At 47.3% G+C, this 22,690-nt stretch carries 18 protein-coding genes; 10 read left to right on the top strand and 8 right to left on the bottom strand.

The window, feature by feature from the left end; translation table 11 throughout:
• Positions 1-301: 301 nt before the first annotated feature.
• Positions 302-1,861: a YjjI family glycine radical enzyme gene (locus tag CBX96_RS05340; protein ID WP_109285975.1), complete on the top strand. Its 1,560-nt coding sequence runs from the start codon at positions 302-304 to the stop codon at positions 1,859-1,861.
• A complete protein-coding gene (locus CBX96_RS05335; protein WP_181382143.1) occupies positions 1,833-2,744 on the top strand; it encodes a YjjW family glycine radical enzyme activase in 912 nt (303 codons plus the stop codon). The genes CBX96_RS05340 and CBX96_RS05335 overlap by 29 nt, the downstream gene beginning before the upstream one ends.
• Here the strand turns inward: CBX96_RS05335 and CBX96_RS05330 are convergent.
• The 3 genes from CBX96_RS05330 to gyrA all read right to left on the bottom strand — a co-directional run bounded on the left by CBX96_RS05330 (position 2,741) and on the right by gyrA (position 7,894).
• Positions 2,741-3,661, bottom strand: coding sequence for a LysR family transcriptional regulator (locus CBX96_RS05330; RefSeq protein ID WP_109285974.1), 921 nt, complete (start codon positions 3,659-3,661; stop codon positions 2,741-2,743). The genes CBX96_RS05335 and CBX96_RS05330 overlap by 4 nt on opposite strands.
• Positions 3,662-3,934: 273 nt before the next feature.
• Complete coding sequence (serC, locus tag CBX96_RS05325) at positions 3,935-5,032, bottom strand: 3-phosphoserine/phosphohydroxythreonine transaminase (RefSeq protein ID WP_109285973.1); 1,098 nt, start codon at positions 5,030-5,032, stop codon at positions 3,935-3,937.
• Between the two features lie 105 nt (positions 5,033-5,137).
• Positions 5,138-7,894 carry a DNA gyrase subunit A gene (gene gyrA, locus CBX96_RS05320; RefSeq protein WP_109286035.1) on the bottom strand — a complete coding sequence of 919 codons (2,757 nt, stop codon included), beginning with the start codon at positions 7,892-7,894 and terminating at the stop codon, positions 5,138-5,140.
• Between the two features lie 385 nt (positions 7,895-8,279).
• Between gyrA and ubiG the strand changes: the two genes are divergently transcribed.
• The 6 genes from ubiG (at position 8,280) to CBX96_RS05290 (ending at position 14,714) form a co-directional block, all read left to right on the top strand.
• Positions 8,280-8,990: a bifunctional 2-polyprenyl-6-hydroxyphenol methylase/3-demethylubiquinol 3-O-methyltransferase UbiG gene (gene ubiG / locus CBX96_RS05315; RefSeq protein ID WP_109286034.1), complete on the top strand. Its 711-nt coding sequence runs from the start codon at positions 8,280-8,282 to the stop codon at positions 8,988-8,990.
• Between the two features lies 1 nt (position 8,991).
• On the top strand, positions 8,992-9,666 hold the full coding sequence (locus tag CBX96_RS05310; RefSeq protein WP_109285972.1) for an HAD family hydrolase: 675 nt from the start codon (positions 8,992-8,994) through the stop codon (positions 9,664-9,666).
• A 486-nt stretch (positions 9,667-10,152) separates the two neighbouring features.
• Entirely contained in the window at positions 10,153-12,441 is a 2,289-nt protein-coding gene (nrdA, locus tag CBX96_RS05305; RefSeq protein WP_011622687.1) for a class 1a ribonucleoside-diphosphate reductase subunit alpha, read from the top strand.
• Positions 12,442-12,502: 61 nt separating this feature from the next.
• Complete coding sequence (gene nrdB / locus CBX96_RS05300) at positions 12,503-13,633, top strand: class Ia ribonucleoside-diphosphate reductase subunit beta (RefSeq protein WP_088211170.1); 1,131 nt, start codon at positions 12,503-12,505, stop codon at positions 13,631-13,633.
• Positions 13,634-13,649: 16 nt separating this feature from the next.
• On the top strand, positions 13,650-14,060 hold the full coding sequence (gene yfaE, locus CBX96_RS05295; RefSeq protein WP_109285971.1) for a class I ribonucleotide reductase maintenance protein YfaE: 411 nt from the start codon (positions 13,650-13,652) through the stop codon (positions 14,058-14,060).
• 198 nt (positions 14,061-14,258) lie between these two features.
• A complete protein-coding gene (locus CBX96_RS05290) occupies positions 14,259-14,714 on the top strand; it encodes a nuclear transport factor 2 family protein (protein ID WP_258294114.1) in 456 nt (151 codons plus the stop codon).
• Between the two features lie 101 nt (positions 14,715-14,815).
• Here the strand turns inward: CBX96_RS05290 and CBX96_RS05285 are convergent, their stop codons facing one another.
• On the bottom strand, positions 14,816-16,834 hold the full coding sequence (locus tag CBX96_RS05285) for an FAD-dependent oxidoreductase (protein WP_109285969.1): 2,019 nt from the start codon (positions 16,832-16,834) through the stop codon (positions 14,816-14,818).
• Positions 16,835-16,999: 165 nt separating this feature from the next.
• Between CBX96_RS05285 and sppA the strand changes: the two genes are divergently transcribed.
• Both sppA and ansA read left to right on the top strand, forming a co-directional pair.
• Complete coding sequence (gene sppA, locus CBX96_RS05280; RefSeq protein ID WP_109285968.1) at positions 17,000-18,844, top strand: signal peptide peptidase SppA; 1,845 nt, start codon at positions 17,000-17,002, stop codon at positions 18,842-18,844.
• Between the two features lie 110 nt (positions 18,845-18,954).
• A complete protein-coding gene (ansA, locus tag CBX96_RS05275) occupies positions 18,955-19,968 on the top strand; it encodes an asparaginase (RefSeq protein ID WP_109285967.1) in 1,014 nt (337 codons plus the stop codon).
• A gap of 71 nt (positions 19,969-20,039) precedes the next feature.
• Here the strand turns inward: ansA and CBX96_RS05270 are convergent, their stop codons facing one another.
• The 4 genes from CBX96_RS05270 to CBX96_RS05255 all read right to left on the bottom strand — a co-directional run bounded on the left by CBX96_RS05270 (position 20,040) and on the right by CBX96_RS05255 (position 22,632).
• Complete coding sequence (locus tag CBX96_RS05270; RefSeq protein WP_011716957.1) at positions 20,040-20,321, bottom strand: YeaC family protein; 282 nt, start codon at positions 20,319-20,321, stop codon at positions 20,040-20,042.
• A complete protein-coding gene (locus CBX96_RS05265) occupies positions 20,318-20,635 on the bottom strand; it encodes a hypothetical protein (protein ID WP_039977219.1) in 318 nt (105 codons plus the stop codon). The genes CBX96_RS05270 and CBX96_RS05265 overlap by 4 nt, the downstream gene beginning before the upstream one ends.
• Before the next feature lie 8 nt (positions 20,636-20,643).
• The gene (locus CBX96_RS05260) at positions 20,644-21,771 is read right to left on the bottom strand and encodes a M14-type cytosolic carboxypeptidase (protein WP_011716955.1); all 1,128 of its coding nucleotides are present in this window, start codon (positions 21,769-21,771) and stop codon (positions 20,644-20,646) included.
• A 180-nt stretch (positions 21,772-21,951) separates the two neighbouring features.
• On the bottom strand, positions 21,952-22,632 hold the full coding sequence (locus CBX96_RS05255; protein ID WP_109285966.1) for a response regulator transcription factor: 681 nt from the start codon (positions 22,630-22,632) through the stop codon (positions 21,952-21,954).
• Between the last annotated feature and the right edge of the window lie 58 nt (positions 22,633-22,690).

Here is a 22,690-nt window from a genome sequence, read left to right as displayed (position 1 = left end):
TCTATCGCTTGTAAATATTACACTCAAGTTCTATTTAGTTTGGATTATCGAATCTTCCTTTTAGTTTCCACCCAAACACCTCATAAGCCACGCTACCTTTCTCACACTCAAGCATTTATTTTCAATCGTAAAATCTATTCGAATGATTCTGACAGTACGGCTTGATCGCAATAAGCCGCACGTTGTGATCTCGGTCGGCAGATTTCCATTTTATCAATCGGGGCTACGGTAATTTTCACTTTTTAAAGCCAAAGCTGCTGAGTAGATTAATCGTCATTATTAAGCTTGTGGGTATTCCGCCATGTTATTACAAGATAAATTAATGCAAATCGTCACGAACTCGCAGCTTTCACCTAAGCAAAAATCTAACTATTTAGCGTTGGAGGCTGAGGCAAGTTTGCCCTACATGCCGATATCGACTGAGGTAAACGCGGCGATGAATGATGGCGTGATCTGCGATATGTTTGAAGGCCATACACCGTTTAAACCGCGCTATGTATTGGCAGATTATGCCCGTTATCTTCAGCAAGGCTCTGAATATTTAGAGCTTTCACCTGCACAGGATTTAGATGAAGCCCTCAATGCCTTAACGATTCTGTATCACCATGTGCCATCGGTGACCAATATTCCCGTGTATTTGGGTCAGTTGGACAACATTTTGATGCCTTTCGTGGAAGGAATGGATGCAGATGTCCTTTATCGTAAACTAAAGCTGTTCTGGATAATGCTCGACAGAACCCTGCCCGACGCCTTTATGCACGTCAATATTGGCCCGACAGACAATATTGTTTGCCGTACCCTACTGCGCATTGATGCCGAGCTCAAACAAGTTGCCCCCAATTTGACCTTTATGTATGACCCCGCCGTCACGCCGGATGAATTATTGCAAATTGCGGCCACCAATATTTGTCAGTGCAGTAAACCGCATATCGCCAACTATCCTCTGCATGCCAGTGCATTTGACAAGCGCGGCTTTGGTATTGTGAGTTGCTACAATGCCTTACCCTTAGCAGGCGGCGCTAATACCTTGGTTAGACTCAATCTGAAAGAAGTGGCATTAAAAGCCACATCAATCAATGACTTTTTTGAGCGTGTCTTGCCCTATTACTTCTCACTCACCTTCGAACTTATCGAGGCGCGCTCAGCATTTTTACATCAAGAGTCGCACTTCTTTGATAGCTTTTTAGTTAAAGAACAATTGATTGATGAATCGCGATTTGCCCCCATGTTTGGTATTTACGGTATGGCTGAAGCGGTGAATATTCTGCAAGCTCAGATGACAAGTGAGACAGACAAATCATCTCAATCAAACAAACCCACAGGTTATGGCCATAGCATGGATGCAAACCAACTTGGCTACCGCATTTCTGCCGCCCTCGATACCATAGTAAAATCCACGCCCGTCACCTATGGCTACCATGGACGAGCGCTGCTGCATTCACAGGGCGGTATTAGCCTCGATAAAGACGTGACACCCGGCGTGCGTATTCCCTATGGCACGGAACCCAATCCCATCGCTCATATTCAAGCCCTCGCGCAGCATCACCAGTATTATACGGCGGGGATTAGCGATATTTTGACTATCGATGAAACTGTCAAATCCAATCCTCAAGCCATGTTCCAACTGTGTAAAGCGGCACTGGAGTTAGGCTTTAGGGAATTTACTGCCAATGTGGCCTCTAACGATTTAATGCGCGTCACTGGCTATATGGTAAAACGCTCAGATATTGAAGCATTTAAACAATGCGGATCGCGCCTTAATACCACGGGTTTAGGGGCTGAAGCAGCACAAAATACCGGCATATTACAGCGCCAAGCACGCGTGATTACCCATGAGCATTCTCCCTGTGTTGTTAACTAAACCGGCCATAAATAAGCAGGCAATAGTTAGTCAGCTATTGCCGTTTTCCTGCGTCGACGGGCCTGGCAGTAGGCTCGTATTATTCTTGCAGGGCTGCAACTATCAATGTAAAAACTGCCATAACCCACATACCATAGGCTTATGCGATGGCTGTGGCGATTGCATCGCCACCTGCCCTGGCAAGGCGCTGAAGTTGATAACCGCTAACAAAAAGAATCAGATCCATTGGGATAAAGATCGTTGTAGCCAGTGCGATACTTGTCTTGCTGTGTGTCCAAAACAAGCCAATCCTAAAATCACCCGATACACTGTTGAAGAGATCTTGGCGATTCTCCACCATCAGCGTCACTTTATTAATGGCATTACGGTGAGCGGCGGCGAAGCAAGTCTACAACTGCCATTTATTATTGAATTATTTAAAGCAATTAAGGCCTCAACGTCGTTATCACAGTTAACCTGTATGCTCGATACCAATGGCAGTTTGAGCCTCACAGGCTGGCATAAACTGCTGCCCTTTTTAGACGGCGCTATGGTGGATCTTAAAGCGTGGCAAAGAGAGACCCATAGATACATTACCGGACGAGATAACCATGCGGTGTTCAAATCGATTGAACTCTTAGCGCAGCAGCAAAAACTGTATGAAGTAAGATTGCTGCATATTCCGGGTATTACGGATTTTGAGCAGGAAATAGACGCGCTATCTTGCTATTTACTGACACTTGGTGCCGATATCCGGGTGAAATTAAACGCCTTTCATCACCATGGCGTGGTTGATGAGGCGTTAACTTGGCCAAGTTGCACACAGACTGATATTGAAGCCTTAGCAGCCTCCCTTGCCCAGCGAGGCTTAACAAATATCGTGTTACCGTCCATCTACCTTTAACGGCTACAAAGCAGGATCTGCTCGTACAGCCAGCGTAGCGCAGGATCCTTGATACTTTGTTTATGCCACACAAGGCTGTAAGCCACTTTGCCGTATTCGATGGGTAACGGTTTCACGGTTAAGCCTTTGGCTTGGCTGGCGATAGATGCCCAGCGGCGCGAGCAGGTAAACAGCAGCTCACTGTGGTGACACATTAACGCCGCGCTGCCAAAGTCTGGCACCGAAATCGGGACGGCACGTTTTTGAGATTGCTGAGCGAGTAAAATATCAAAATAGGGCGTACTCAGATCTGTATCTGTGATGCCTATATGGCTGAAGCTGAGATAATCATCAAAGCTGATATGCGATTGTTTGGCCAAGGGATGTGATGAGTTCATTAGGCAAATCATTTCATCGCTGAATAAGGTTTCCCACACTAGATCATCTTGCGAAGGATTAGGCTGACTCAAATCATGGGGTAACAATACAAAATCTAACGAGCCATTAATGAGTCCATCAAAACCGATATTGTCTTTGCTGTAAATATCGAGATGAATATGGGGCGCCAAACTCAAAATATGGGCGCTAAGTTTGGCGGCCAGCAGTTCAAAGGTGCTTTCACGCATTGCAAGCGAAAAACGGCCCTCATAGTTTATTGGGGTAAACGCATCTTGACTCATGATCTGATTCATATCATTGATCATTTGTTGCACGCTTGGGCCTAATCGTTTGGCTAAAGGTGTTGCAACCAGTGAATTACCATTACGGTAAAACAGTTCATCATTCAAACTGTCTCGAAGTTGACTTAAGGTTTTACTGACAGATGAAGGGCTTAAGCATAAGCGCTCAGCGCTGGCGGTAACGCTCAGAGTATCGAGCATCACGTGTAAAGTGATTAAGTGCTTCATACTAATACGCGAAAGCTTGACTAAATCCATCAGTGATTTCCTGGTAATTTATCTTATGGTAAAAAAACAAAATTTCAACTTTTAATGATGATAAACAATAAGATAAAACTTACCCATAGATTACTATGTATATTGGTCTGTTATGCGTGCCGGCTCACAGGCTTGCTCGGTACAAGTGCCATTGCCGCAAGCTTATCTGGGTTGCATCTAACCAAATCCAGCCAACAAAAAAGCGAATGCATATGTGCATTCGCTTTTTGCGTATAACAGCTTAAAACTTATGTGCTCTAGGGTGAGCGCGGACTAAATCTTGTGATGTTTAGCTGCAAACTCGTTCATAAATGTCACCAGCGCGGCAACACCTTCCAGTGGCATTGCATTGTAAAGGCTGGCACGCATGCCACCAACGATTCGGTGCCCTTTTAAGGCCACTAGGCCCGCCGCTTCGGCCTCTTTTAAGAAGGCGCCATCAAGGGATTCATCCGCCAGTTGGAATGTCACGTTCATTTGTGAGCGGTTTGCCGCGACGACACCATTTTTATAGAAAGGATTGGCATCGATACAGGCATACAGCATTTGCGCTTTTTGCTGATTGATTTTCGCAATACTGGCCACACCACCTAAGGATTTGAGCCAGGCAAACACTTCAGCCGCTAAGTACCAAGCAAAGGTTGGCGGCGTGTTGAACATGGAGTCATGCTCAACCGCTAAACGGTAATCCATGATGGATGATTGGGTTAAACTCGGCAGTTTCAACATATCATCACGCACGATCACAATAGATAAGCCCGAAGGACCAATGTTTTTCTGTGCACCAGCATAGATTAAACCGTAACGGCTGACATCGATTTCGCGAGACATAATGGTAGATGATAAGTCGGCGACAATCGGCCATGGACTGTCTAACTCATCAAAAATTTCGATACCATCAACTGTCTCATTTGGGCAATAGTGCACATAACGGTAATCTGCATCAATCTTATGCAGATCAGGCAGCACTACTGCATTGAGTCCATTATGTTTTTCAACAATGTTAAGGCTATCAATTTGCGCGTCGCCCGCCAGCTTTTGAGCTTCGGCTAATGCTGCAGAAGACCATTGACCACTGACTAAATACAGGGCTCTGCCTTGGTTGCCTAAAAAATTATTCACAACGGCAGAGAACTGACCGCGACCACCGCCGTGCATAAACAGCACATGATAGTTCTGTGGAATGTGCATCAGCTCGCGTAAATCCGCCTCAGCTTGCTTAGTCAGCGCGATAAATTCCTTACCTCTGTGGCTGACTTCCATCACGGAGACACCTAGCCCATTCCAATCGAGTAATTCCTGTTGTGCTTTTTTCATTACCGCTGCAGGTAACATCGCAGGACCTGCACAGAAATTATAAATCGCGCTCACTGCCACTCTCCTTATTTACAAACCATAATATTAGAATTCATAAAATAAAACGTTGCCATGAAAAAAACGAGCGTCCAATTGGACGCTCGTTTTCATACTCTCGAATTAGTCTTCGTCTTGCTCGTCGTCAAGCTCTTCGTCTTCGTCTAATTCTTCTTCCAGTTCCTCTTCTAAAGGCTCTTCTTGGACAGAGTCACCTTCAACGACAACTGGAACGATTGGCATACCGTTTTCATCCAGCTCGACTTCATCTTCGTCGCCTTGGATCTCATCGATACGTTGCAGACCAACCACTTTTTCGTCACTTGCGGTACGGATAATGGTCACACCTTGGGTGTTACGGCCGATAATAGACACACCGTTCGCAGGCGTACGGACTAAGGTACCTTTATCGCTGATCAGCATGATTTCGTCATTACCGCCAACTTGTACCGCGCCAACCACCGCACCGTTACGCTCGCTCACCTTGATCGATACCACACCTTTGGTCGCGCGGCTCTTCGATGGGTATTCAGACAGTTCAGTACGTTTACCGTAACCGTTTTCGGTCACGGTTAAGATTGCACCATCGCCCTTAGGTACGATCAGCGACACTACTCTTTGACCTTCTTCAAGCTTGATACCGCGAACACCGGTCGCGCCGCGGCCCATTGGACGCACGCCCTTGAAGTTGATTTGAGGGTTGCCTTCTTCGTCCAGCACTGGGTTACCGTTTTCATCGAGAACGGCGACTTCTTCGCCTTCTTTAAAGCGAACCACTTTACCTTCGTTCGAGAACAACATGATCTCATCATCACCGTTGGTGATATCGACACCGATCAGTTGGTCACCGTCTTTCAGGTTCACGGCGATAATGCCGTTAGCGCGTGGGTTGCTGTAGGCCGTCAGCGCAGTTTTCTTCACGGTACCGTTAGAGGTCGCCATGATGATGTACTTATCTTCCGCGTATTCACGCACTGGTAGAATCGCCGTAATGCGCTCACCATCGGACAGCGGCAGTAAGTTAACAATCGGACGACCGCGCGATGTGCGGCTCGCCAGCGGTAATTGATAAACCTTGAGCCAATACATCTTACCGAAGTCTGAGAAGCACAGAATGGTATCGTGGGTGTTCGCAACCAGCAGTTTTTCAACGAAATCTTCGTCTTTCACCTTAGTTGCAGCTTTACCCTTACCACCACGGCGCTGGGCTTGGTAATCGCTCAGCGGTTGGTACTTGGCGTAACCTAAGTGTGACAGGGTCACAACCACGTCTTCTTCGTTGATTAAGTCTTCAAGACTCATATCAATTTCATTGGCGTTGATGACAGTGCGGCGAGCATCACCATATTCAGCAAGAATTTCTTCTAGCTCTTCTTTGATCACTTCCATCAAACGCTCAGGGCTGCGCAGAATAAACAGCAGACCCGCGATGAACTCAAGCAACTCTTCGTATTCAGCGATGATCTTATCGTGCTCAAGACCAGTTAAACGATGTAAACGCAGCTCTAGAATCGCCTGAGCTTGTTGCTCAGTCAGGTAATATAAGCCATCACGGATACCGAATTCTGGCTCTAACCATTCAGGACGCGCCGCATCGTCACCCGCTTTTTCAAGCATGCCCTGTACATGGCCAAGTGCCCAGCCCTGCTCAACCAGTTTGACTTTAGCGTCTGCTGGGGTTGGCGAAGCTTTGATCAGCGCAATAATCGGGTCGATGTTGGCCAGCGCGACCGCTAATGCCTCAAGAATATGGGCGCGTTCGCGCGCTTTACGCAGTTCGAATACGGTACGACGAGTCACCACTTCACGGCGGTGCAGGATAAAGCACTCGAGCATTTCTTTTAAGTTGAACAACTTAGGCTGACCATTGGTCAATGCCACCATGTTGATACCAAAAGAACATTGCATTTGTGTCTGGGCATAGAGGTTGTTCAGGACAACTTCACCCACTTCGCCGCGTTTGATTTCGATAACGATGCGCATACCGTCTTTGTCAGACTCGTCGCGCAGGCCGCTAATGCCTTCAATCTTCTTATCTTTGACTAACTCAGCGATTTTCTCGATGAGTTTCGCTTTGTTCACCTGATAAGGGATTTCGGTAACGATAATACGTTCACGACCGTTATCTTCGGTTTCGACTTCAGCCAGCGCGCGCATCACCGCACGGCCGCGGCCCGTCTTATACGCATCGATAATGCCTTTACGGCCATTGATAATCGCAGCCGTTGGGAAGTCTGGGCCTGGAATATGTTCCATCAACTGTTCGATAGACAGCGCAGGATCGGCGATCAGCGCTAAACAGCCCTTAACGACTTCGGTTAAGTTATGAGGCGGAATGTTAGTCGCCATACCTACCGCAATACCCGAAGAACCGTTGATTAACAGGTTAGGGACACGTGTCGGTAATACAGCAGGAATTTGTTCTGTGCCATCGTAGTTAGGCACATAGTCAACGGTTTCTTTTTCAAGATCGGCGAGGAGCTGGTGCGCTAACTTGTCCATACGGATTTCGGTATAACGCATTGCCGCTGCGGAGTCACCGTCAACCGAACCGAAGTTTCCTTGACCGTCAACTAAGGTGTAACGCAGAGAGAAAGGCTGAGCCATACGTACGATAGTATCGTAAACCGCCGAATCACCATGGGGGTGATATTTACCGATCACGTCACCGACCACACGGGCAGACTTTTTGTACGGCTTGTTCCAATCGTTCTTCAATTCACTCATGGCAAACAGCACGCGGCGATGCACAGGCTTAAGGCCATCACGCACGTCTGGTAATGCACGTCCCACGATGACGCTCATGGCGTAATCAAGGTACGAATTCTTTAGTTCGTCTTCGATATTAATTGGCGAAATAGATGATGCCAGATCAGTCATAAACTGCTCGTTCCCCTGAAAATTAGCCGACAACGCATAATCCGTATCATTGAGCGGCCCAAAAACGTGATTTGGCATTCTAACACAGTTATTTAATGTCGCCAGACCTATCCTACGTGAATTGCGAAGGATGTGGCTTAATAGATGAAAACACTGTCAATTTGGCCTATTAAACTCAATAAAATCCGTTGTTAACGGCGAAATAAAGGCCAACACTTGATTAATCTCTGAGCAGAAAAACCGCTCTGCATCACAAAGTGCCGAAGAATTAATGATAATTGTTGAAATTTCACTCAACCACAAAGACTTAGAATCGCCCAATACTGTGTTTATCCCCCATTGTCGTTATAATGGCCGCACAATGACAGCCGCTATAGGTAATAGCATGCAACAGAATACCAACGTAGACCCGCAGGAAATCGCAAAGTTTGAACGTATGGCCGAAACCTGGTGGGATCTCAACGGCGAGTTTAAGCCACTGCATCTATTAAATCCCCTGCGCCTTAACTATATCGATCAAACGGCGGGCGGGATTTTTGGTAAGAAAGTGCTGGACGTCGGCTGCGGCGGCGGCATTTTATCCGAAAGCATGGCGCGCATCGGCGCGATCGTTGACGGCCTCGATATGGGTGAAGAACCATTAGAAGTCGCGCGTTTACATGCACTGGAAACTGGCGTGAGCATCAACTATGTCAAAAACACTGCCGAGGCCCATCGAGAAGATCACCGCGAATACTACGATGTGGTGACTTGTATGGAGATGCTCGAGCATGTGCCAGATCCACAATCGGTCATTCAAGCCTGCTGCGATATGGTTAAACCCGGCGGTTTTGTGTTTTTCTCAACCATCAACCGTAATATTAAGTCTTTCGTTGAGACCATTATCGGCGCCGAGTACCTATTAAAGATGTTGCCAATTGGCACCCATGACCATAATAAGTTCATCAAGCCATCTGAACTCATGGCCTTAGTCGATAACACCGATCTTCTCTGTAAAGATGCACTTGGGATCACCTATAACCCGCTAACAGGGATCTTTAAGTACACCCCAAAGGTCGATGTTAACTATATGATTGCGACGCAAAAGGTAGATTAAGATGAGCTTAGCTGAGGTTAAAGGGGTCTTATTCGACCTTGACGGTACCCTTGCCGATACCGCGCCGGATCTGGTTCAGGCCCTTAACCTCAGTTTGTCAGATGTCGGTATCACAGCAAAACCTTTAGCAGATATGCGTAGCGCCGCCTCCCATGGCAGCTTTGCCTTAGTCGATGCGGCGATTCCCGGTGCGGATGACGCACTGCGCACTCAAGTACAGCAAGGACTCCTCGCACACTATCATAGGATCAATGGCGACCATTGCCAGTTGTTTGATGGTATCGCTCCTCTGCTCGATTGGCTCGAGTTATGCCGTGTGCCATTTGGGGTGATCACGAATAAACCCGCCCGCTTTACTCGCCCTCTATTGCATAAGCTTAAGCTCAGCTCGCGTATGCCAGTGATGATCAGTGGCGATTCGACTCGTTACTCTAAGCCCCATACTGCACCTATGCTATTGGGCGCGCAGCAGCTGCAATGCCCGCCACAGCACATCCTCTATTTAGGTGATGCCGAGCGGGATTTACTCGCGGCTCAAGCGGCGGGCATGCTCGGCGGTGTGGCCTTGTGGGGATATTTAGGTGAGGCCGATACACCCGATGCATGGCCTGCCTATGCGCAGTTTAACTCGCCATCGAGTTTGCATTCGGCCTTAAGCCAAGCATTCGCAAAATAGCAGTAACGGATTGACCAAGGTAATGGCTCAACCGAATCCGATTAACGGCGAAATTATGCGCCCTTCGCTGGTAATGCAATTTAGGTTAAGGGTCAATCCTTGCGATCGCGATCGCTGCTTATTTTAGCGATCGATCACACAGTGAAATTTGCACAAAAAAACGTCATCAATGTCGCACGCTAATCTCAATTTGAGCTTCAGGGTTAGTCATCACTAACGCTTTTCTTTATCCTCAAGATATCCACAAGATACCCCCTGAATTGAGACTTGCAAATAGCGTCAAACCTCACTATCTTGTATCTCAGATTATTTAAAACACCATATCTTGTGTATAGGTAGCAATCAGACACACTAGAAGTTCCCCGTTAAATCGACTATCTCCTGCATAGTCAGCAGTATTAAGGGTTTTCAGGTTGATTGTTTTACAAGGAAACGTACGGTGACTTAGTTCACCTGAACAGATATCAGAACCAAGGCCTCTCTTCAATGAATAGCAATATGACAGTCACAAAACGCTGTGGTGCACGTGAGACAATCGATCTCGACAAAATACACCGCGTAATTACTTGGGCAGCCAAGGGATTAAAAAACGTTTCTGTTTCTGAAGTTGAACTTCGCACGCATTTACAGTTTTTCGACGGGATCCCAACCGAAGCTATCCACGAAACGATCATCAAATCTGCGGCGGATTTAATTTCCCCAGAATCACCGGATTATCAGTTTCTGGCTGCGCGCTTAGCCGTATTCCATTTACGTAAGAAGGCCTTTGGTCAGTTCGAACCGCCAAAGTTATACGACCATGTGACTAAACTGGTCGAGCTTGGCAAGTATGATATGCATATTCTGCAGGATTACACCCGCGAAGAACTCGATATCATGGATACCTATATCGACCATTGGCGCGATATGAACTTCTCCTACGCGGCGGTAAAACAGCTCGAAGGTAAATATCTGGTACAAAACCGTGTGACCCACGAGATCTACGAGAGCGCCCAGTTCCTCTATATTTTGGTGGCGGCATGCTTGTTTGCCCGTTATCCAAAAGAAACGCGCCTGCAATACGTTAAAGATTTTTACGACGCGGTATCGACCTTTAAGATTTCTCTGCCCACGCCAATCATGGCGGGTGTACGTACGCCAACACGTCAATTCAGTTCATGCGTTCTGATTGAATGTGGCGACAGCTTAGATTCTATCAACGCGACCGCCTCTTCTATCGTGAAGTATGTCAGCCAACGCGCGGGTATTGGTATCAATGCCGGTCGTATCCGTGCATTAGGTAGCCCAATCCGCGGCGGCGAAGCCTTCCACACGGGTTGCTTACCTTTCTACAAGTATTTCCAAACGGCGGTGAAGTCTTGCTCGCAAGGCGGCGTTCGTGGTGGTGCAGCGACCCTCTTCTACCCCATTTGGCACTTAGAAGTGGAATCCCTGCTGGTACTGAAAAACAACCGCGGTGTCGAAGATAACCGTATTCGCCACTTAGACTACGGCGTACAGCTCAACAAGCTGATGTATCAACGTCTTATCAAAGGCGAAAACATCAGCCTGTTCAGCCCATCAGACGTGCCAGGTCTTTACGATGCCTTCTTCGAAGATCAAGACGAATTCGAACGTCTGTACCTGCAATATGAGCAAGACAGCAGTATTCGTAAGAAGACATTGAAAGCAGTTGAACTGTTCTCATTGATGATGCAAGAGCGTGCTTCAACGGGCCGTATCTACATCCAAAACGTCGACCACTGTAACACCCACAGTCCGTTCGACTCGAAAGTTGCCCCGATCAGACAATCTAACCTTTGTCTTGAAATCGCGCTGCCGACCAAACCATTGAACAACATTGACGATCCAAACGGTGAAATCGCGCTGTGTACACTGTCAGCATTGAACTTAGGTGCGATCAAAAACTTAGCCGAGCTTGAGCCATTAGCCGATTTAGCGGTACGTGCACTGGATAACCTACTGGATTACCAAGATTATCCAATCAAAGCGGCTGAAATTTCATCGATGAACCGTCGTACCTTGGGTATTGGTGTTATCAACTTCGCTAACTACTTAGCGAAGAATGGCATGAAGTACTCCGATGGTAGCGCGAACAACCTGACTCACAAGACCTTTGAAGCGATTCAATTCTATCTGCTTAAGGCGTCAATGAATCTGGCAAAAGAGCAAGGTGCGTGCCCATTATTTAATGAGACCACTTACGCCCAAGGTATTTTACCTATCGATACCTACAAACGTGATTTAGATAAGATTTGCAGCGAGCCATTGCATTTAGACTGGGAAACACTGCGCCAAGACATCAAACAGCACGGTTTACGTAACTCGACCCTGTCTGCGCTGATGCCGTCTGAAACGTCATCACAGATCTCAAACGCGACTAACGGTATCGAACCTCCACGCGGTTTGATCAGTGTGAAAGCCAGTAAAGATGGCCAGTTAAAGCAAGTGGTGCCTGATTTTGATGAGCTGAAATACAACTACGAGCTGCTATGGCAAATGCCAAGCAACGAAGGTTACTTACAGCTCGTGGGTATCATGCAAAAATTCGTTGACCAAGCAATTTCGGCCAACACTAACTATGACCCAACGCGTTTCGAAGGCCGTAAGGTTCCGATGCAGACTCTGCTGAAAGACTTACTCAATGCCTATAAGTTAGGTGTAAAAACGCTGTACTACCATAACACTCGCGATGGTGCATCGGATCAACACGATGACATTACCAACATAGAGAAAGAAGATGACGGCTGTGCTGGCGGCGCCTGCAAAATCTAATCTTCAATGTTAACGGTTGCGGGATCCCTTTGGGATCCCGACTTATTGGAATACTCGTACCATGACCTACTCTACTTTTTGCCAAACACCCAACGATGCCACCCGTGAACCTATGTTCTTCGGACAATCGGTTAACGTCGCTCGTTATGACCAACAAAAATATGAAGTGTTTGAAAAACTGATTGAAAAGCAGTTGTCTTTCTTCTGGCGCCCAGAAGAAGTTGACGTGAGCCGCGATAAAATCGACTACAACTCACTGCCAGATCATGAAAAGCATATTTTTATTTCGAACCTGAAATACCAAACACTGCTCGACTCTATCCAAGGCCGCTCACCTAACGTGGCGTTTCTGCCCTTAGTGTCGCTGCCCGAATTAGAAACTTGGATTGAGACTTGGTCTTTCTCCGAAACCATCCACTCGCGCTCATACACTCACATTATTCGCAATATCGTGAACGATCCTTCAGTGATTTTTGACGATATCGTGGTGAATCAAGAGATCCTGCGCCGCGCGACTGACATTGCTGAATATTACGATCATTTAATCAAGCTGACTCAGGTTTACCACCTGTTAGGCGAAGGCACCCATGTGATCGATGGCGAGCCGATTGAAGTCAACACTCGCACGCTAAAGAAAGCGTTGTACCTGTGCATGATGTCAGTTAACGCCCTCGAAGCGATTCGCTTCTACGTCAGTTTTGCCTGCTCATTCGCCTTTGCAGAGCGTAAGCTCATGGAAGGTAACGCGAAAATTATTCGTCTTATCGCCCGCGACGAAGCCCTGCACTTAAACAGCACCCAGCATATCTTAACCATTATGCAGGGCGGCAAGGATGATCCTGAGATGGCCGAAATTGCTGCGGAATGCCAACAGGAAGCCTATAACCTGTTCCTCAAGGCCGCCGAGCAAGAAAAAGAATGGGCAAAATACCTGTTCAAAGACGGCTCGATGATCGGTCTCAACGAGCAGATCCTCTGTCAATACGTTGAGTACATCACTAACCAACGGATGAAGTCAGTTAACCTGCCACTGCCCTATGCCGAGCAGTCTAACCCACTGCCTTGGATGAAGAACTGGTTAGAGAGTGATGCCGTGCAAGTGGCGCCGCAGGAAGTCGAAGTGTCATCTTATCTTGTCGGTCAAATCGATTCGGCCGTCGACAGTGATGAATTCCTCGATTTCGATCTCTAACGGGATTTGATTGCTTATGGCTAAATCGAACCTGCTGTTAAACAACCCCTTTGCTAAGGCGCCCATTGTGCGTCTTCAAGGGCAACCTGTGCTGCTATTTACCGAGCAGCACAATTCGTTGTTGCAAGCACTCGAAGCCAAAAAAGTGACCATTTTCTCTGAGTGCCGCAGTGGTTTTTGCGGCGCTTGCAAAACCCGTATTATTAGCGGCAGCGTCAGCTATTTAACCGAGCCTTTGGCCGAGCTGAATGCCGACGAATGTCTGCCCTGCTGCTGTATTCCCAGCGAAGATTTAGAACTCGATTTATCCCCCGAAGGTGCTGCTGTGGTGACCTATGCTTACGGTAACAGTCGCGCCCACCCCCCATCGACACGTAAAACCGCCAATCTCAAAGCCGTTCCTCAGCAAGAAGTTGTAGAAGACTAATAGAGTCGTCTGCTACGGATTCGTATCGACGAATATCTTCCCTGCATAACACCTACTGTTCAGCAAAAGATAACATCTTTGCGGATTCCCAAACGCTTTATCACTCGTCCTTGTTCGCTTGCCAAAAGATCATTATGTTATTGCTTTCCACTTACTTTTACTTTGTATTAGGTGGACAAGTTTATGCCAAGGAGAGCTATGGATAAGTTAATCGCAATCATTTTGCTGCTTGTGTCAATGAGTGCATTTTCGAGTGAAGATAACCTCGTTGCCGAGATGAAAGACATGGATAGCAAGGTATTTGATTCATTTAATCGTTGTGCCGATGAGCAACAACTCAAGCTGCACGAAAGTTACTTTACAGAGAAGGTCGAGTTTTACCATGACAATGGTGGTGTCACTTGGGACCGCCAGTCGATGATCAACAACACTAAAAACTATGCCTGTGGTAAATACACCCGCTCACTGGTTGAAGAGAGCTTTCAAGCCTATCCCATCAAGGACTTTGGCGCGATAACAGAGGGTGTACATAAATTTTGCAGCCAAGAAACTGGCAGTTGTGACGGCAAAGCCAAATTTTTAATGGTCTGGCAACACGCCAATGGCCAGTGGCAAGTCACTAGAGTCGTCAGTTATGGGCATTTACCCAACTAAGCAGATGGCCCACTCATATAGATAAGCGCTTATCTTCATATCAATCAACAAAAAAGCCTGAGTCTGACTCAGGCATTTTTTGTTGGTAAACCGGTTAAAAACTACAGCCGCATGGCAAGCTCGGCGCCTTGGCGAATGGCACGTTTTGCATCGAGCTCGGCGGCCACATCGACACCGCCAATCAAGTGCACAGGAATGCCCGTTGCTTTCATCTCATCGACTAAGGTGCGGTTAGATTCTTGTCCGGCGCAGAGGATAACATTATCCACGGCCAATACTTCGGTTTGCTCGCCAACGCGGATATGCAGGCCCGCATCGTCAAACTTGTCATAGCTGACGCCGGTTTTCATCTTCACATCGTGCTGTTTTAACACTAAACGGTGGATCCAGCCGGTGGTTTTACCTAAGCCTTGACCCATCTTAGAGGTCTTACGTTGTAACAAATAGACTTGTCTATGCTCGCTATTATCGACTTCAGGCTCGGCTAAACCACCCGCATGCTGATATTGCTTGTCTATACCCCACTGCTTTAACCATTTTTCAGGATTAAGCGTGCTCGACTCAGATTCGCAGAGGTAATGCGCCATATCAAAGCCGATACCGCCGGCACCAATCAGGGCCACTTTTTTGCCAATCATGGCTTGGCCCGTCAGCACCTGTTGATAATCCACCACTTTGGGGCTATCAAAACCTGACAAGCTTAACTCGCGCGGGACCACGCCGGAAGCGATAACAATTTCATCAAACGTTTCAGTTTCCAGCACCTTAGCATCTAAACGGGTATTTAAGCGCAAATCGATTTTATGCAGCTTGATTTGATTGAGGAAATAACGAATCGTCTCGTTAAACTCTTCTTTTCCGGGGATTTTACGTGCCAGATTAAACTGACCACCCACCTCAGATTTCGCCTCAAAAAGCACCACTTCATGGCCGCGCATTGCCGCATACACCGAAAATGCCATCCCAGCGGGGCCTGCGCCCATCACTGCGATACGCTTCTTGTTATGGGTGGGTAAAAAGTTAATCTCGGTCTCATAACAGGCACGAGGGTTGACCAAGCAAGTGGCACGTTTTAGAGAGAAAGTATGATCCAAGCAGGCCTGATTGCAGCCAATACAGGTATTGATAAGCTCTGGCGTGTTGGCCGCCGCTTTATTCACAAATTCAGGATCGGCCAAAAACGGCCTCGCCATTGACACCATATCCGCTTGACCTGAGGCAATGATTTGCTCACCAATCTCAGGCGTATTGATACGGTTTGTGGCAATCAGAGGCACTGAAACCGACTGTTTAAGTTTTTCAGTCACCCAAGCAAAGGCGCCGCGGGGCACGCTGGTCGCAATGGTTGGCACACGGGCCTCATGCCAGCCAATCCCAGTATTGATAATCGACACCCCAGCATGCTCGAGCCACTTAGCCAGTTGCACGACTTCATCCCAAGTAGAGCCGTTATCGACTAAGTCGAGCATGGATAAGCGGAAGATAATGATAAAGTCTTTGCCCACTTTGGCGCGAATCGCATTCACAATCTCAATCGGGAATTGCGCACGTTTTTCAAAACTGCCGCCCCATTCATCGGTGCGCGTATTAGTTCGCGAACTGATAAATTGGTTAATCAAATACCCCTCAGAGCCCATCACTTCAACGCCATCGTATCCCGCTCTTTTCGCTAAAGCGGCTGAACTGGCGTAATCCTTAATGGTGGCGCGTACTTGGCGGCTTGACATGGCCGAAGGTGTAAAGGGAGTGATAGGCGACTTGATTTTACTCGGCGCCTGCGAAAAAGGATGGTAACCATAGCGCCCCGCATGCAGGATTTGCATACAAATTTTACCGTCAGCCTCGTGCACCGCTTGAGTCACGATGCGGTGTTTACCCACTTGCCATGGGAAACTCAGCTGACACGCATGGGGAGTCAAACGACCACGTAGGTTGGGTGAGATACCGCCGGTGACAATTAAACCGACGCCGCCTAACGCGCGCTCTTTATAAAACGCTGCCAGTTTCTCAAATCCGCCCTTTTCTTCTTCTAAACCCGTGTGCATGGAGCCCATTAACACACGATTTTTGAGCTGGGTGAAACCCAGATCTAAGGGTTCTAATAAATGGGGAAACGACATTCAAACATCCTTTTTAAACAAGTGATTTAAATGAGCATACCTTGAGTCAAATGTAAGCTCAACTGTTGCTAGGGGGTTAAAAGTTAAAATCCTTTACAATTGTGTTTAGCCAGTGAGGGGATTTTCAGTTAGCATTGGCACATTCGATAAGCAAAGGAGTGGCTAATGTCCGCTAACCCATCGTTTTTCAAGAGAATATGTTTATTTATATGGAATACCCTCAACGGGATCCGTAAATTCATACTCAACCTGATTTTTTTTGGCTTCCTGGCCATCATCCTCATTACCATTGGTAGCAGTGAAGATATTCAGGTCGAAGATAACTCAGCATTGGTGCTTAATCTGGCGGGCTCGATTGTCGATCAAAAACAGCAGGTCGACCCGATTGAAGCCGCACTTAAGCAAGGCAATAATGGCAGTAGCGATGGCGAAATCCTGCTGGCAGATATTATCTATGTGATTGATAATGCGACGCACGATAACAGGATCAGTACCATAGTCTTAGACTTAGCCGAGCTGAAACGCGCAGGGATCAGCAAATTACAATCCATTGGCGATGCCCTAAATCGTTTCAAAGAAAGCGGCAAAAAGGTGGTGGCAATTGGAAACTACTACGAGCAAAACCAATACTTTCTCGCCAGCTTTGCCGATACTATTTACCTCAATCCCCAAGGCAGCGTCTCTCTCGATGGCTTAAGTATGTATAACCAATACTTCAAGTCTGCACTTGAGAAGCTCAAGATAAAGGCCCACATTTTCCGCGTCGGCACCTTTAAATCCGCAGTAGAACCATACATGCGTGACGATATGTCGGATGCGGCCAGAGAAGCCAGTAGCGCGCTACTCGCCGATGTATGGCAGAGTTACACTCAAACTGTGGCGGAAAATCGCCAAATTGATGCCAATACCTTAGTGCTCGACTCGGCAAGTTACCTCGCGCAACTCGATAAGGCCGAAGGCGATTCCGCCACTATGGCCATCAATATGAAATGGGTCGATACCCTAGCGACCGATGAAGAGTTCCGTAAAGTCATGCTCGATACCGTGGGCAAAGAGAAGTCGGGTGACAGCTTCAAACAAGTCAGCTTTTACGACTATTTAACCCTAGTGACACCTCTGCCAAGCTTTGTTGAGCAAGACAGTGTTGGTATTATCGTTGCCAGCGGTACTATTTTAAATGGCAGCCAACCCGCCGGCCAAATCGGTGGAGATAGCACCGCAGAATTATTACGTAAGGCGCGATTTGATAAGCATATCAAAGCGCTAGTTCTTCGAGTCGACAGCCCTGGCGGTAGCGCCTTTGCCTCGGAGCAAATCCGCCAAGAATTACTCGCCCTCAAAGCGGCGGGTAAACCTGTGGTGGTGAGTATGGGTAGCCTTGCGGCGTCCGGTGGCTATTGGATTTCGGCCAGCGCCGATTATATCTTCGCAACCCCAACCACGCTGACGGGTTCTATCGGGATCTTTGGGATGATCACTACTTTCGAAGATTCACTCGCCAGCTTAGGCATCCATACCGATGGTGTATCGACCTCAGAATGGGCAGGTTTGTCAGTGACTCGTACCCTCTCGCCACAAATCGAGTCGGTTATCCAGCGCCATATCGAGCGTGGCTATTTAGACTTTATATCACTGGTCGCTAAAGAACGTAAAATGACCTTAGAACAAGTAGATAGAATCGCCCAAGGCCGTGTGTGGAGTGGTAAAAAAGCCCTAGAGTTAGGTTTAGTGGATGAGCTTGGCGATATCGACCAAGCAGTCGCCAAAGCTGCTAAACTTGCGGATTTAAGCCTGTTCGATACCCGGGTGATTGAGCAAGAGCTCACACCTGAGCAGCGTTTTGTACAGCAAATGTTTGCCTCAGTGTCGGCTTATTTACCCGCTTCACTCAGCCATTCTACACTGCTTGAACAAATGCTGGCGCAATGGACGGGCAGCTTAAAGACCATCGCGGCCTTTAACGATCCTAACCATGTGTATGTGTATTGTGACAGCTGTGCGATCAACTAACGCAGACTCAAGATGAAAGACACAAAAGCCCGATATCTCGGGCTTTTTTATTGGGTTTATGCCTGCAAAATCGTATAATTAGCTCACTTGCAGCTAAGATAACGACAAGAATGACTAAACGCTCCATTTACGTCGCCTATACGGGCGGCACCATAGGCATGCAAAAAACCTCAAATGGCTTTGCACCGGTGGCAGGTTTTTTGACCCAATGCGTCCAATCCATGCCCGAGTTTTACCATGACGAAATGCCTGAGTTTGTGATCCACGAGTACTGCCCGCTCATCGACTCATCAAACATGGCTCCGACCGACTGGCAAATGATCGCCGATGATATCAAGGCCAATTACGATAAGTATGATGGCTTTGTGATCCTCCACGGCACAGATACCATGGCCTACACTGCATCGGCCTTATCCTTTATGCTCCAAGGCCTGTCAAAGCCTGTTATTGTCACCGGCTCCCAAATTCCTTTGGCACAGCTGAGATCCGACGGTCAAACCAACCTGCTCAACTCTTTGTATATCGCCGCCAACTATCCAGTGGCGGAAGTGTGTTTATTCTTTAATAACAAACTTTTCCGTGGCAATCGCTCCACCAAAGCCCACGCCGATGGCTTCGATGCCTTTGCCTCGCCAAACTTCCCCTTACTGCTTGAAGCGGGGATCAAAATTAATCTGCGTGCAGGTAAAATTGCCACGCCAAGCGATAAACCGTTAGAAGTCGCTAATATCAGCCCGCAGCCCGTCGGTGTGGTGACTCTCTATCCTGGCATTTCAACGCAAATTTTTGAGAACATTCTGCAGCAACCCGTTAAGGCGCTCATTTTACTGACCTTTGGCGTGGGCAATGCACCGCAAGATAAAGCATTACTCGATACTCTAAAGCAAGCGGATGAGCGTGGAATTGTGTTAGTGAATCTAACTCAATGTTTCCAAGGCAAAGTGAATATGGGCGGTTACGCTACGGGCAATGCCCTCGCCAAAGCGGGGGTGATCAGTGGTGCAGACATGACCATTGAGGCTGCACTGGCTAAGTTGCATTACCTACTCTCGAAAAACCTAAAACCGAGCGAAATCAAAGCGGCTATGTTGCAAAACTTGGTTGGTGAGCTCAGCCCCGACTAAGTATCGAAACGCTGCACATGAAAAAGCCCACATTAGTGGGCTTTTTGTTGTTTAAGCATCAACTTCTGCGATTACAGTTCGTCAGCTTTAAACTCGGCAATCGACTCGCCACGGAATTGTTTCTTCAACTCCGCCTTCGACAGCTCATTTAATTTTCCACCGGCAGCTATGGTGAAATGCTCAGTTTGATCTAAGCGGCGCGCCTGATAGAGCATCACCACTTGTAGGGTCGATTCTCGCTGGGCTTCGGTCAATACTGTGCCATCTTCCCATTTGCCTAATTCAGCGGCGCTACGCAGCCTTTCATAGACTTCTTCGGGCATTTGGTCGATTACTTGATTAATGTCGGTCATACACTCTTTCGCTTATGTAATACGATTCTAACGCGGGTAATTAAATAGCCCACAAAACCAAAGACAAAACAGATGGCGCCAATGGTCGCGCGCAAGCCTTCAGCGGGCTCACCGCCCCAAAACCAAATCACAACCCCCGCAATAAACAGCGTCATGGCGACAAAGCTTTGGTTCATTAAGCTGCTGGATTTTTGGATATGACTGATCCGTGCGAGCGAGCTATTGTCACCATTGGTTTTTGCCTCACAATGCGGGCAAGCTGGCGCTTTGCTCGACATACGTTTACGGCAGATTGGACATTCGATTAATGCCATAGTCGCACCTATCTTAACTTGTCAACCACGGCGAGCATGGCAATCAATGACGCTTCGCCTAAATAAATACTGCGCTCTGGTGACCAACCCACAAATGGATCCTGCAGATTGTTGTTGTCTTTAAAAGGCATTTCTAAGGTGTTCGATAAGCAATCGAAGGTTTGCGCAACCCAATTAGAGGCCACGGTCAAGTTGGCTTGACCAGGTTCGTCTTTAGCGTAACCAAACTCGGTTTGGAAATCGGCACTGGCTAAGGTTAATGCCTGACTAAAGTCTGCTTGCAGCTGTGCCAATCGCTCATTGTAAGCTGGCACACCCTCACAACCCGCGAGGAATACATAGGGCAGACCTTCATCACCATGGACATCGTAAAATAAATCTACGCCCGTTTGCTGCATCTTATGCACTACATGGTAGACCTCAGGGCTTCTTTCTAAGCTCGGGGTTTGCCATTCACGGTTAAGGTTAACCCCAATCGCATTGGTACGCAGATGACCTCTTACGCTGCCATCCGGGTTCATGTTAGGCACAATGTAAAAATTCGCTTTATCGAGCAGCGCTTTTGCCGTTGGACAATCATTATCCAACAGACGATTCACTAAGCCTTCGACTAACCATTCCGCCATGGTTTCACCGGGATGTTGCCTCGCGGTGATCCAAATATTGCGTTTATCAGGATTACCATCGCCCACTTTCATCAGGGTGATATCACGGCCATCTAAGGTCAATCCTAAATGCTCAAGATTAACATCGGGATGCAATTGTGCGTTGCTGAGAAGATCTAAATGACGCTCATAGCTGTAGGGCGCAAAGTATGCGATTTGAATCGCATCACAATCAAGCGCTAACTGAATGCTTAGTTTGCCGTCGATATATTGGGTTGGCACACGGAACCAATGTTGGCGATCGTAACTGGCAACCGCATGATAATCTTGCCAGCCCTTAGGATAGGAAGCCGTACCCGCATTGATGATATTCAATGTGTATTGATTACCCACCTCACCTTCGAACCGGAAGTTGAACCATTGATAAAACTCACCGCCCGCATCGGGGCGGATTGCCAGTTGAATATCGTCTTTATTATCAAGATTAATGACTTGGATATTTCCGCCATCAAAATTGGCACTGATCCGCATAATGATTCCTACTTGGTTATTCATGTGAGGGTAATGATGCTAAATGCACATCTACTTTAATGCCCGTTAGAATAAACCAAATCCGTATCAGGGGAAAATGAAAGCGACTAAAATTGCCTAAGAAGCCAGCAGTCGCGCTTTAATTCATCAGTGCCAAGTTTGTTAGCCTTTCACTACACATCAAGCAGAAAAACTGTATCCTTGACCACGGACCGTGTTGATTAATGTCCGCGGTAAACGGGTATTTGCCAGTTTGCGCCGCGTGTTACTGATATGCATATCTAAATTGCGATCGAATCGGCCTAAGTCCTTCTGCAACACCGATTTTTGCAATTCCTGCTTAGTGATCACTTGCCCTTTACGCTCGAACAGATATTTAAACAGCCTAAACTCGGTTTGCGTCAGTTCCACGGCATTTTTACCTATGGTGATCCTATAGGCGGCTTCATCGAATTTGACTGGCTGAGCGGTCGCCTGATCGATTGCCATTTGTGCCATGGGACGTGGAGACAATCGCCGCTCTAGAGCATGCAGACGCACTAATAATTCTTTAATGCTAAAAGGCTTTGTCAAAAAATCATCCGCACCAAGCTCGTAACTTCTGATCCTATCTTCCTCGTTGTCACGGGCAGAGAGCATCATGATCGGCGTCATACAGTCTCTCGCCTCTAATAGGGAAAAACCATCCATTTGTGGCATCACCAGATCGAGCATAATAATGTCGGGCATAAAGCTGCGGATCCGTTTCAGCCCTTCAATGCCATTTACGGCACATTCAACCTCATGTCCCTGTGTTTTCAGCGCCTCAGTTAACCAAACTCTGAATAATGGATCATCATCGACTAACAGTATTTTACTCATCCCTAAACACCAAACGAGAATCAATATCATTTATGTTACCATAACTAAAAATATGTCT

It is taken from the genome of Shewanella sp. BC20 (assembly GCF_003129585.1).
GTDB classification, from domain to species: domain Bacteria; phylum Pseudomonadota; class Gammaproteobacteria; order Enterobacterales; family Shewanellaceae; genus Shewanella; species Shewanella seohaensis.
Note: the sequence above shows the minus strand (reverse complement) of the source record. Positions and strands in the feature narration are given on the sequence as shown.